Here is a 12,940-nt window from a genome sequence, read left to right on the forward strand (position 1 = left end):
CATGAGAATCATCAAATTAAATGAACAGAGCAGGGCAAATATCCTTGCGGATTTATTAAAGCGTGACCCGAACAACTACAGCGCTTACGAGGGCACCGTACAGGAAATCGTGGACGATGTCCGCGCAAGAGGCGATGAAGCCCTTTTTGAATACACAAAAAAATTTGACGGAGCAGAGCTGTCCGCAGACAATATCCGTGTGACCCAGGCAGAAATTCAGGAGGCACTTTCCCAGGTGGACCCGGGGCTTCTGGCTGTTATGAAAAAATCCATGAAGAACATCCGGGAGTATCATGAGAAACAGAAACAGTACAGCTGGTTTGACAGCAAGCCGAACGGCACCATTCTGGGCCAGAAGGTAACCGCACTTTCCAGCGTTGGCGTTTATGTGCCGGGCGGCAAGGCAGCATACCCGTCTTCCGTACTGATGAACATTATCCCGGCAGAGGTAGCCGGAGTGGAGAAGATTGTCATGGTGACACCGCCTGGAAAAGACGGCAAGGTAAATCCGGTCACCCTGATCGCGGCACATCTGGCCGGTGCAACCGAGGTTTACAAGGTGGGAGGAGCCCAGGCCATTGCGTCACTGGCATTTGGTACCAAATCCATTCCGCGTGTCAATAAAATCGTAGGACCGGGCAACATCTTTGTAGCCCTGGCGAAAAAGGCGGTATACGGACATGTCAGCATCGACAGCATTGCCGGACCGAGCGAGATCCTGGTACTGGCAGATGAGACCGCAAACCCGCGCTATGTAGCGGCGGACCTCTTATCCCAGGCAGAGCACGACGAGCTGGCTTCCGCAATTTTAGTTACCACCAGCATGGAACTGGCAGAGAAGGTTTCCGCAGAGGCAGATGCTTTCGTGCAGAATCTTTCCAGAAAGGCAATTCTGGAGAAATCCCTGGAGAATTACGGCTATATTCTGGTGGCAGATTCCATGGAGGATGCCATTGAGACAGCGAACGCCATTGCTTCTGAACACCTGGAGATTGTGACAAAGAACCCGTTTGAGGTTATGACCAAGATCCAGAACGCCGGCGCCATCTTTATGGGTGAGTACAGCTCCGAGCCGTTGGGGGATTACTTTGCAGGCCCGAACCATGTACTTCCGACCAACGGCACAGCAAAATTCTTCTCCCCGTTAGGCGTGGACGATTTCATTAAGAAATCCAGTATCATCTACTATTCCAGAGAGGCGCTGGAGGCAGTGCACACCGACATTGAGAGCTTTGCGGAGGCAGAGCATCTGACGGCACATGCAAATTCCATCCGTGTCCGCTTCGAGTAAGGAGGAATGCACCATGGCACGCTGCGCAACGATTGAACGAAATACAAAAGAAACAAAAATCCGCCTGACTCTGGATCTGGACGGAACCGGAAAAGCGGATATCCATACCGGCATTGGCTTTTTCGACCATATGTTAAACGGCTTTGCGCGGCATGGCCTGTTTGACTTAAAGCTCTGTGTGGATGGGGATCTGGAGGTCGATACCCACCACACCATCGAGGATACCGGCATTGTGCTGGGAAAGGCCATCAAAGAGGCTGTTGGAGATAAAAAGGGCATTGTCCGCTACGGCACAATGATCCTTCCCATGGATGAGGCACTGCTTCTCTGTTCTCTGGACCTTTGTGGACGTCCGTACCTGGTGTATGACTTAAATCTGGACCGGGAAAAAGTAGGAGATCTGGAGACGGAGATGATCCGGGAGTTTTTCTATGCGGTATCCTACGGTGCGGAGATGAACCTGCATGTAAAGCAGTTGAGCGGCATCAACAACCATCACATCATCGAGGGCGCTTTTAAGGCCTTTGCCAAAGCGCTGGACAACGCGACCCGTTACGATGCCCGCATCACGGACGTACTGTCCACGAAAGGCGTTCTGTAGGAAAGGAGAACAATCACAATGCAGTTATATCCGGCAATCGACATGAAGGGCGGCAAATGTGTCCGCCTGACACAGGGATTATTTGACAACGTAAAAGTATACTCCGATACACCGGCTGATATGGCAAAGCTCTGGGTCAGCCAGGGGGCATCCTTCCTCCACATTGTGGATCTGGACGGCGCACTGGCAGGCCATTCCGTGAATGAGGATGCCATCCGGGCCATCGTATCCAGTGTTTCCGTACCGATTGAGCTGGGCGGCGGCATCCGCAGCGCAGAGGCGGTAAAGAATATGCTGGATCTTGGCATCACCCGCTGCATCATCGGAACCCGCGCCGTGGAGCGGCCGGAATTCATGAAAGAGCTGGTGGAAGCCTTCGGGCCGGACCGCATTGTGGCCGGTGTGGATGCCAAAAACGGCATGGTAGCCGTGGAGGGCTGGGAGAAGGTCAGCAGCCTTTCCGCGCTGGAGCTCTGTCAGCAGATGAAGGAATTCGGTGTAAAACACATTGTATATACGGACATTTCCAAGGATGGCACCTTAGCCGGGCCAAACGTGGAGTACACAAAGCTTCTGACGGAAAAGACCGGACTGGATGTGATCGCCTCCGGCGGAGTTTCCTGCATGGAGGACCTTATCCGCCTGCATGAAAATGGCATCAGAGGCGCCATCATTGGAAAAGCATTGTATGAGAAAAAAATCAGCCTGCCGGATGCGGTAGCGCGGTTTGAACAGGGAGAATAGTTATGGCAGAATTTAAGCGGTTACTGGCGCAGCTTTGCTGCGATGAAAAACAGGAAGAGGAGATTCTTTCCTATGCGTCCGCCTGCGGCAACGACGGCGCGGACGGCCTGGTCTTTGTGGACAGCGCAAAGACGGATGAAGCGCATGAGTTTCACATCGGCCTGATCCGGAAAATGGCGCGGGCCATTGACATTCCGATCTTTGCGGGCGGCCGGGTAAAACGCCTGGAGGACGTAAAAAAATATCTCTATGCAGGCGCAAAAGGCGTATTCCTGGATGCGTCCCTGGAAGAGAATGTCGATATGATCAAGGAGGCAGCGGACCGCTTCGGCAGTGAGAAGATTTTCATCCGTTTAAATGACGCAGCGCAGACAAAACGCATTCCGGAATATGCCCAGCTTGGCGCATCTATGGCATTTCTGGGAGAGGAAGTGCTTCCGGAGGCGGCAGAGGTGATCCGCACCATGGAAGAACAGATGCACTACTATGTCATGAGTCCGTCCTGTGATGCCGGAAAACTGGCAGAAGAACTGAAGGCAGAGCCTGCTGCCGGTGTGGTTCTGGTAAATGAGAAGCCGGAAAATGGCAATTATATGGAGAAAAAGCAGGAGCTTGGCGCTCTGGACATTCCCGTTGACATTTTAAAGAGCAGCGTTTCCTGGGGCAACTTTAAGACCAACTCCGACGGTCTGGTTCCGGTTATTGTCCAGGATTTCAAGACCTTTGAGGTATTGATGCTGGCTTATATGAATGAGCAGGCCTTTGCAGACACCCTGCGCACCGGCAAGATGCACTACTACAGCCGCAGCCGCCAGAGCCAGTGGTTAAAGGGCGAGACCTCCGGACATTTCCAGTATGTAAAGTCTCTGCATTTAGACTGCGACAATGACACCATCCTGGCCAAGGTTCACCAGATTGGCGCGGCCTGCCATACCGGCTCCCGCAGCTGCTTCTTCCAGACCCTGGCGGAAAAGGAATACCGCGAGACCAATCCGTTAAAGGTATTTGAGGATGTGTTCTCCGTGATCCAGGACCGCAAGGTTCATCCAAAAGAGGGTTCCTACACCAACTACCTGTTTGATAAGGGCATTGACAAGATCTTAAAGAAGGTGGGAGAGGAAGCTACCGAGATCGTCATTGCTGCCAAGAACCCGGATCCGGAGGAAATCAAGTATGAGATCTCTGATTTCCTGTATCATGTCATGGTTCTGATGGCGGAGCGGGGCGTGACCTGGGAGGACATTACCGAGGAACTGGCCAACCGTTAGCAAATGAACAAATGCACAATATTTGTGCATAAAAATTGACACATTCATGAGAAAAGTGTGGCAGATTTTCAACGTTTTGAGAATCTGCCACACTTTTTTATATAAAAATTACGAAATCAGGCTTATTTTTTACAGCCAAACATAACATTTTTAATAAAATGTGCTTGCGCAAATGAAAATGCTGTGTTACACTAAAAGACAAGTGTAAGCCGTAAACGTACACACGAAAAACGGGCTTTGCACCCGGCGCGCAAGGGGGAACATATTAGCGGCGCGGCCGGAAACAGAACAGCTTTGGGCTGTTAAGGAGAAGGAGGAAGAATATGAAAAAGAGAAGAATTATGGCACTGGTTACCGCAGCAGCTATGGCAATGGGACTGGCCGGATGCGGCGGCGGAAGCGCAGCACCGGCAACAACCGCAGCACCGGCGGAAACTGGGAAAACCACAGAGGCCGCTGTGACCGAGGCGGCAGAAGCTGCAAAATCCGAGGGTTCTGACAACTGGAAGGTAGCTATCTTAACCGGTACCGTATCCCAGGGCGAGGAGGAGTTCCGTGCGGCAGAGCGTGCGCTGGAAACCTACGGACCGGAGCACATCGTGACCGCAACTTATCCGGACAACTTCATGTCTGAGATGGAGACTACCGTATCCCAGATTGTATCCTTCGCATCTGACCCGGATGTAAAGGCAATTGTGATGTGTCAGGCAGTTCCTGGCGCAAAGGCAGGATTTGATAAAGTCCGAGAGATGGGCCGTGACGACATGCTTCTGATCGCGGGTACTCCGCAGGAGGATCCGGCAGTTATCTCCGCAGCAGCTGACCTTGTACTGTATTCAGATGAGGCAGCGCAGGGTGATACCATCATGGAGAAATGCGCAGAGTGGGGCATCGATGTATTCGTACATTATTCCTTCCCGCGCCACATGGCTATGGAGCTGATCGTGGCACGTCATGAGCTTCTTAAGAAAAACGCAGAGGCTCTGGGCATTGAGATGGTAGACGTTACCGCTCCGGACCCGACTGCAGAGGCAGGCCTTTCCGCTTCCCAGCAGTTCATTCTGGAAGATGTTCCGCAGCAGTTAAAGAAATACGAAGGCAAGAAAGTAGCATTCTTCACCACCAACTGTGGTATGCAGCCGTCTCTTCAGACCGCATGTCTGGATGAGCCGAATGCTTATTATCCGCAGCCATGCTGCCCGAGCCCGTATCATGCATTCCCGGCTACTCTGGGTCTGGAACTTGCAATCGGCGGCGATGACACCGAGGCATTAGAGCAGATTGCTGCAAAGCTGAAAGAGCATGACGCAGTGGACCGCTTCTCTACCTGGGCATCTCCGGTCGCTATGACCATCATCGAGGTTGGTGTGGACTACGCAAAGGGTTATATCACCGGCGAGATCACAGACCGTAATGATTCCGAGAAACTGAAGGAGCTCTTCAACTCCAAGATTGACGGTGCCAAGATCAATAACTACAAGAACGCGGATGGCGAGGAATTTGACAACTACTACACAATCCTCCTTGCTCCGGTTGATTTTAACGACTACTTAAAGTAAGAGACTGAAATCTGCAGACAGGCACACCCTATTGATTTCGGGTGTGCCTGTTTCTATCTTAGAGAAAGGGGCTTTTCATGAACACAGAATATGTTCTTGAGATGAAAAACATTAGTAAGCAGTATGGGGAGAACGCGGTACTTCAGGGCGTTTCCCTTTCTGTGAAAAAAGGTGAGATCCATGCGCTCCTTGGAGAGAACGGTGCGGGTAAATCCACGCTGATGAACGTACTGTTCGGTATGCCGGTCATCCACAGCACCGGCGGATTTGAGGGAAGCGTATATTTAAACGGAGAGGAGACGCACATCCTTTCCCCGCACGATGCCATGGAAAAAGGCATCGGCATGGTGCACCAGGAGTTTATGCTGCTCCCGGGCTTTACCATCACGGAGAATATCAAGCTGAACCGTGAAATCTGCCGTCCGAATCCGGTTAGCCGCATTTTGGGCAAAAACCTGGAAGGACTGGACATGAAGGCCATGCAGGCAGACGCGCGCACCGCGCTGGATCATGTGGGCATGTCCATTGACGAAAACACCCTGGTACAGGGACTTCCGGTCGGCTATATGCAGTTTGTAGAGATTGCAAGAGAAATCGATAAGACCGGCGTAAAGCTTCTGGTATTTGATGAGCCGACCGCTGTTTTAACCGAGAGTGAGGCGGCGCAGCTTATCTCCGTGATGAAAAAGATTGCGGAGAGCGGCATTGCCATTATCTTTATCACCCATCGTCTGGATGAGGTTATGGCTGCTTCCAATAACATTACCATTCTCCGTGACGGAAAGCTGGTAGCTACCCGGGAAACCAAAAACACCAGCATCCGTGAAATCGCGGAGCTGATGGTAGGCCGCAAGGGCGAGTCCATGGCCGAGGTGGAGCCGCGTCCGGTACCGCAGGGCAAGGTTGCCATGAGCATCAAAGACCTTCATGTCGATATGCCGGGCGAGCGCGTAAACGGCCTGTCCCTGGATGTTATTGAGGGCGAAATCCTGGGAATCGGCGGACTGGCCGGTCAGGGAAAGCTTGGCATCTCCAACGGCATTATGGGCCTTTATGAGGCAGAGGGCGAGGTGACCCTGTTTGGAGAAAAACTGAATATCATGGATACCCGGGAAGTACTGAAGGCCGGTATGGCCATGGTATCTGAGGACCGGAAAGGCGTGGGTCTGCTTCTGGACCGTTCCATTGAAGACAACATCGTGTTCAATTCCATGCAGATCAAAGATGAATATCTGAAAAAGATTGGACCGTTTACTCTGGTAGACAGCAAGAAAGTCCGCCAGACCGCAGAGGAGTATATCAAGAGCCTGGATATCCGCTGTTTTGGACCGACTCAGCACTCGGGCACCTTATCCGGTGGAAACCAGCAGAAGGTCTGCATCGCGAAGGCGCTCTGCACTTCCCCGAAATTCCTGTTTGTATCCGAACCGACCCGTGGTATCGACATTGGCGCGAAGAAACTGGTGCTGGAAACACTGGTGCGCTTAAACCGGGAGCTTGGTATGACTGTTGTCATCATTTCTTCCGAGCTTCAGGAGCTCAAGAGTGTGTCTGACCGCATTGCCATCGTATCGGAAGGAAAGCTGGTAGACATTCTGTCTCCGCAGGCTTCTGACGCGGATTACGGCCTGGCTATGTCCGGCATCCGGCCGGCGGATCATCTGGAAAAGGAGGGAACGAACGCATGACGAAACAGAAGATACAGAAAATGATTGTGGTTCTCTGCATCGCGGCTGCTGCCGTCTGCCTGGTACTGGGCCTGATCAACGTACCGAAGCAGAATGGGGCAGCAGGCCAGGAAATCCTGCAGAAGCTCCGCATCCAGACACTTTTAAATGCGACCGGTGACAGCGTGGTGGAGAGTTATGTGACGATTGCCAAGCAGGAAGCGCAGAAACAGGCCAAGGAAGCTGGCGGCGGCATGGCGGCCATCCGTGAGGCGGTAGAGAAGGCCGAGGCTGAGACCCGTGCGAAGTACGAGGGCGGTGCAGCGGCAGATACCCTGTCCGTGGACACAGCAGACCTTTCCGCAGCCGTTGCCGTTTATACCGATGCCGTTAAGGCATACGCAGAAGCTGGGGCCGCAGCGCGCAGCGCCTACGAGGAAGCGCATTACGCAGAGGCGGAAGCGGCTCTGGAACAGAAACATGAGGAAATGCTGGCAGCCGGAGAGGAAGTGCCGGAGGACGACGAGGTCGTTGTGGATATGTCCGGCTTTGAGCCGACGGAAGAAATGCTGGCGAAGCAGGAAGAGGCAAAAGCCACCTATGCAAAGGTGGGAGCGGAGTTAAAGAAAATTTACCCGGTTCTGACCGATGAGGCGTTGGAGACTCTGGAAGAGACGGTAGAGGGAATCCTTTACCAGTCCGGCGACAGCTTCTCCACTCAGTACGACCGTTACATGGAGCAGAGTAGAGCCAAAGAAAGCACTGCGCAGCGCCTGATCCGTCATGCGGATGACCTGATCTATCTGGCATGCGCGCTGGTGGTTGTAGCGCTCCTGTTATTATTCCATCAGGTTCTTGTGGCAAAGCTTGGTATTCCGAGAGTCATCATCGGTGTATTCTTTATCCTGCTGTGCTTCATGACCTTATGGTATGACCTGTCCTTATCCACTTTGCTAAGCAACACCGTGGTCCGTATGGGTATGAATGCCATCATGGTTCTGGCTATGGTGCCGGGTATTCAGTGCGGCATCAGCTTAAACCTGGGCCTTCCGATTGGTCTGGTAGCAGGACTTATCGGCGGCCTGTTAACCATTGAGCTTGGTATACCGGGATGGGGCGGCTTCTTATTTGCCATTGTGGCAGGTTCCGTGCTGGCGGCAGTCTGCGGATATTTATATGCCCTGATGTTAAACCGCCTGAAGGGTTCCGAGATGTCCGTTACTACATACGTTGGTTTTTCCATCGTTTCCCTGATGTGTATCGCATGGCTGGTGCTTCCGTTCCATTCCCTGAAGCTGCGCTGGCCGCTGGGAACCGGACTTCGTAATACCATCGGTCTGGATTCCACGAACTTCCGCCACATCTTAAATGATTTTCTGGCATTCCAGATTGGTGAGTTCACCATTCCGACCGGACTGCTTCTGTTCATGGGATTGTGCTGCGTTCTGGTATGGCTGTTCTCCAGAAGCAAGACCGGACAGGCCATGCAGGCTGTGGGCAACAACCCGCGTTTTGCGGAATCTGTCGGCATCAATGTAGACCGCATGCGTATTGTGGGAACCGTGCTTTCCACTGTGCTGGGCGCTGTGGGAATTCTGGTGTACTCCCAGAGCTACGGTTTCATGCAGCTTTACACCGCACCGCGCCAGATGGGCTTTATCGCCGCATCCGCAATCCTGATCGGAGGCGCATCCACTACCCGCTGTAAGATCAGCCACGTTCTGATCGGTACGTTCTTATTCCAGGGCGTTCTGACACTGGGTATGCCGGTAGCCAACGTACTGGTTCCGGGCTCCACCATTTCAGAGACCCTTCGTATCCTGATCTCCAACGGAATCATATTATATGCGCTTACAAAGTCAGGAGGTGAGTCTCGTGCGTAATAAATGGGATTTTCGTGAAATTCTGCAGAAAAATGCAGTTACTGTGATGTTTGTCGTACTGTGTCTCATTGGCCTGGTATGTTCCGGACAGACGGTTTCTTATGTAATGTATGAGCTCTTTGGCCGCTTAAGCCGAAACTCCTTCATTGTTCTGGCCCTGATCATCCCGATCATTGCCGGTATGGGAATCAACTTTGCCATCACCATTGGCGCTATGGCAGCACAGATTGCTGCGCTGTGGGTCATTGAGTGGGGCATCAGCGGCCTTGCCGGATTCCTGACTGCCATGGTTATCACCATGCCGATTGCAGCTTTCTTTGGCCTCCTGATCGGTAAGCTGATGAATAAAATGAAAGGTCAGGAGATGATTGGCGGCCTGATCCTTGGATACTTCGCCAACGGACTGTATCAGCTGTTATTTCTGTTCATTTTTGGAAACCTGATTCTGTTAAAGGCACCGGGACTGGTCATCAAGGGTTCCACCGGTGTGGCAAACACCATTGACCTTTCTACGGAACGCGGATTCAAATATGCGCTGGATGGTTTGTGGCGTGTGCCCTTTGGTACCGCAGTGCTGATTCTGTGCGGACTCATTGCCGTGTGGAATCTGGCAAAGCTGGCTATGAAAAAGGAAGAGAAAAAGAAAGCACTGACCCGTACGGGCATCTGCGTAGCAGTGGCTGTGATCGCGCAGCTTCCATTTGTGACCGCAGCATTTTCCATGGTCAGTGTGCCGATGGTTACCTTCCTGATCGTGGCACTCTTATGTGTGTTCAACAACGCAATCATGAAGACCCGCATTGGACAGCAGTTCCGTGCAGTCGGACAGAACCGTACTGTGGCCAACGCAGCCGGTATTAACGTAGACCGTGTGCGTGTGATCGCTATTATCATTTCCACCGTGCTGGCCGGCTGGGGACAGCTCATCTTCGTACAGAATATGGGTTCCTTCCAGACCTACGGTGCGCATGAACAGGTTGGCCTGTACGCAGGCGCGGCAATTCTGGTGGGCGGTGCTTCCATTAAGAAAGCAACCAACGGCCAGGCGCTTCTTGGCTGTATCCTGTTCCATCTCTTATTCATCGTGGCACCGTCTGCCGGAAAGAATCTGTTTGGTGACGCGGCCATCGGTGAGTACTTCCGTGTATTCATTTCCTACGGCGTCATTGCACTGGCCCTGGTTATGTATGCATGGGGAGATAATAAAAAGAAAAAAGCAAAATAAAAGAATAACATGGATTGGGCATGGCGCAATCGTCTTAGAAATGCTATAATTAAATCCTGACACTACGATTTGACAGGAGATATTATCATGGAACAGACGAAAGAAACACATGACCAGTACTATGAAATGGCCCATGCGCCGGTAGGACGCGTGATCTCAAAGCTGGCCGTTCCGACCATCATCAGCATGCTGGTGACTTCCATCTATAACATGGCGGATACGTTTTTTGTAAGTCAGCTTGGGACCAGCGCCTCCGGTGCCGTGGGCATTATTTTTTCCGCGATGTCCATCATTCAGGCACTGTCCTTTATGATCGGCATCGGTTCCGGCAACTACATTGCGAGACTCATTGGCGCCGGAAACCGGGAACTGGCAGAGAAGCTTGCATCCATTGCGTTCTTTACCGGATTTGGCATGGGACTAGTCATTACCGTGCTTGGTACGGCCAACATTCACGCCCTGGTTATGATGCTTGGTTCTACCGTAACCATCGCGCCTTACGCGGAAGCTTATGCTTCCTACATTTTACTTGCGGCACCGTTCATGATGACATCCTTTATCATGAACAATATCCTGCGTTTCCAGGGGAAAGCCCTGTTTGCCATGGTGGGCATCACCACCGGTGGTATCTTAAACATTGTCCTGGACCCGATTTTTATTTTCGGCATGGATATGGGAACGGCAGGTGCGGCGCTGGCTACGGGAATTTCCCAGTTTGTCAGCTTCTGTATTCTGGTTGCCATGTGCAACATCCGCAAAGACTGTATTTCCATTGACATCCGCAAGTTCCGTCCGACACTTAAGCTTTACGGACAGATCCTTTACGGCGGTGTGGCATCTCTGGGGCGCCAGGGCATTGCCAGCGTTGCCACTATTCTTATGAATGTCATGGCGCAGCCCTACGGCGATGCGGCCATTGCGGCCATGTCCATTGTCAACCGCTTTATGATGTTTGTCGGTTCTGCCATGATCGGCTTTGGACAGGGGTTCCAGCCGGTCTGCAGCTATTGTTTCGGAGCCGGTATGTATAAACGTGTGAAAGAGGCTTGTATGTTCTGCATTAAGGTCAGCACGGCAGTGCTTTTTGTATTTGCAGTGATCGGCCTGATTTTTTCCGGCAATATTGTGGCTGTATTCCGGAAAGATGATCTGGATGTGATCCGGATTGGTACGCTGGCACTTCGTTTGCAGCTCTGTACACTGCCACTTATGGGCATTACGGTTATGGGCAATATGACACCGCAGTCTATGGGGTACGGCACCTGGGCTACCTTGGTTTCTACTGCAAGACAGGGATGGTTTTTAATTCCGCTTTTGCTGTTCTTAACACCGGTGATCGGCATTCTCGGTATCCAGATTGCGCAGCCGCTGGCGGATGTTGGAACCACGGTTCTGGCCGTCTGGGTTCTGCATCTGATTTTTAAAGAACTGCTGCAGAAGGAAGAACTGGCTGAGCAGAACCAGAATTAAGGAGAAAGAAGAAGGAGATTCTGAAAACTACTTGCCAAAACGGAAAACAGGTTTTATACTGGGTAAGTTCGTGCTGTACGAATAGTATAAGAAAAGGAAATGGTACATATGTGGTTTTGGTTAGCAGTTACTGCGCTTTTATTCTGGAGCGGCTCTGATCTGTTCTCAAAAATCGGCTGCCGTGACAACGACAAGTATGCCCACTTAAAGATGGTCATTGCCGTTGGTGTTATCATGGGTATTCATGCCCTGTATGAGATTTTTGCAGGCGGAACGGTGGTCACCTGGCACGTGCTCATTACCTATCTGCCGGTTTCCCTGCTTTATATTTCTTCCATGACGCTGGGATACATCGGACTGCGTTATATTGAGCTGTCCATCTCATCCCCGATCTGCAACTCCTCCGGTGCCCTGGTAGCAGTGCTCTGCTTTCTGACTGGCACCCTGGACGACAGCATTGAGGGAACGATGCGTCTGGCTGTCATCGGAGCGGTAGCCCTCGTCTGTGTGGGCGTCATCGGTCTTGGAATTGTAGAGTCCAGAGAGGATGATGACCTGCGCCGCGCGCGTCAGGAGGCTTCCAACTATAAGTACGCCAAGTCCTGGCTGGCACTGTTTCTGCCGGTGGCCTACTGCCTGTTAGATGCAGCCGGCACATTTGCGGATACCTTTGTCCTGGACAAGCTGGCCGGAGAGGCAGAAGCAGCAGGCCTGTTTGCGACAGCAGAAGAGTGCTCCTCCTATGCGGCATCTTCCGCAAACTGCGCCTACGAGCTGACCTTCCTCTTTGCGGCAGTCTGCTGTGTGATTTATGTGGCATTCATCAAGAAGCAGAAGTTCCTTGTAAAACAGGAAGGTCCGAAGTACATCGGTGCTCTGTGTGAGACAGCAGGACAGTTTGCCTATATCTTTGCGCTGTCCGATACTTCCCATGCGGCCATCTCCGCGCCGATCATCTCCGCGTACTGTGTGGCATCCGTGGTATGGAGCCGGATCTTCTTAAAGGAGAAGCTCTCCTGGAAACATTACGCGATGATTGCGCTGGTTGTCGTTGGTATTGTAATGCTGGGTGTGTTTGATATCTAAGAGAATACCTGAAAGTGTAAAAAATCAAAAAAGTCATTGTAAAACGGAAAAATCTGTTTTGCAGTGACTTTTTTGATTTTTTACCTGGATTTTATCTGGATAGAGTAAAAATCTTATATTTTATCGTTATACTCTCTGTATACAAA

At 51.8% G+C, this 12,940-nt stretch carries 10 protein-coding genes; all 10 read left to right on the forward strand.

The window, feature by feature from the left end; all coding sequences use genetic code 11:
* Position 1 precedes the first annotated feature (1 nt).
* The 10 genes from hisD to WMO41_RS01475 all read left to right on the forward strand — a co-directional run bounded on the left by hisD (position 2) and on the right by WMO41_RS01475 (position 12,794).
* Positions 2 to 1,291: a histidinol dehydrogenase gene (hisD, locus tag WMO41_RS01430; RefSeq protein ID WP_349228293.1), complete on the forward strand. Its 1,290-nt coding sequence runs from the start codon at positions 2 to 4 to the stop codon at positions 1,289 to 1,291.
* Between the two features lie 13 nt (positions 1,292 to 1,304).
* A complete protein-coding gene (gene hisB / locus WMO41_RS01435) occupies positions 1,305 to 1,892 on the forward strand; it encodes an imidazoleglycerol-phosphate dehydratase HisB (protein WP_177292842.1) in 588 nt (195 codons plus the stop codon).
* 18 nt (positions 1,893 to 1,910) lie between these two features.
* On the forward strand, positions 1,911 to 2,636 hold the full coding sequence (gene hisA, locus WMO41_RS01440) for a 1-(5-phosphoribosyl)-5-[(5-phosphoribosylamino)methylideneamino]imidazole-4-carboxamide isomerase (protein WP_177292843.1): 726 nt from the start codon (positions 1,911 to 1,913) through the stop codon (positions 2,634 to 2,636).
* A gap of 2 nt (positions 2,637 to 2,638) precedes the next feature.
* A complete protein-coding gene (hisIE, locus tag WMO41_RS16035) occupies positions 2,639 to 3,904 on the forward strand; it encodes a bifunctional phosphoribosyl-AMP cyclohydrolase/phosphoribosyl-ATP diphosphatase HisIE (protein ID WP_349228294.1) in 1,266 nt (421 codons plus the stop codon).
* Between the two features lie 323 nt (positions 3,905 to 4,227).
* Positions 4,228 to 5,463 carry a DUF3798 domain-containing protein gene (locus tag WMO41_RS01450; RefSeq protein ID WP_349228295.1) on the forward strand — a complete coding sequence of 412 codons (1,236 nt, stop codon included), beginning with the start codon at positions 4,228 to 4,230 and terminating at the stop codon, positions 5,461 to 5,463.
* 101 nt (positions 5,464 to 5,564) lie between these two features.
* A complete protein-coding gene (locus WMO41_RS01455; protein ID WP_349228296.1) occupies positions 5,565 to 7,151 on the forward strand; it encodes a sugar ABC transporter ATP-binding protein in 1,587 nt (528 codons plus the stop codon).
* Positions 7,148 to 9,013 carry an ABC transporter permease gene (locus WMO41_RS01460; protein ID WP_349228297.1) on the forward strand — a complete coding sequence of 622 codons (1,866 nt, stop codon included), beginning with the start codon at positions 7,148 to 7,150 and terminating at the stop codon, positions 9,011 to 9,013. Before WMO41_RS01455 ends, WMO41_RS01460 begins: the two co-directional genes overlap by 4 nt.
* The gene (locus WMO41_RS01465) at positions 9,006 to 10,238 is read left to right on the forward strand and encodes an ABC transporter permease subunit (protein ID WP_349228298.1); all 1,233 of its coding nucleotides are present in this window, start codon (positions 9,006 to 9,008) and stop codon (positions 10,236 to 10,238) included. The genes WMO41_RS01460 and WMO41_RS01465 overlap by 8 nt, the downstream gene beginning before the upstream one ends.
* A gap of 87 nt (positions 10,239 to 10,325) precedes the next feature.
* The gene (locus WMO41_RS01470) at positions 10,326 to 11,708 is read left to right on the forward strand and encodes an MATE family efflux transporter (RefSeq protein WP_349228299.1); all 1,383 of its coding nucleotides are present in this window, start codon (positions 10,326 to 10,328) and stop codon (positions 11,706 to 11,708) included.
* A 108-nt stretch (positions 11,709 to 11,816) separates the two neighbouring features.
* Positions 11,817 to 12,794, forward strand: a complete 978-nt coding sequence (locus tag WMO41_RS01475) for an EamA family transporter (RefSeq protein ID WP_349228300.1) — start codon at positions 11,817 to 11,819, stop codon at positions 12,792 to 12,794.
* The last annotated feature ends 146 nt before the right edge of the window (positions 12,795 to 12,940 follow it).

Source organism: Ventrimonas faecis, assembly GCF_040096075.1.
Taxonomy (GTDB): Bacteria; Bacillota; Clostridia; order Lachnospirales; family Lachnospiraceae; genus Brotaphodocola; species Brotaphodocola faecis.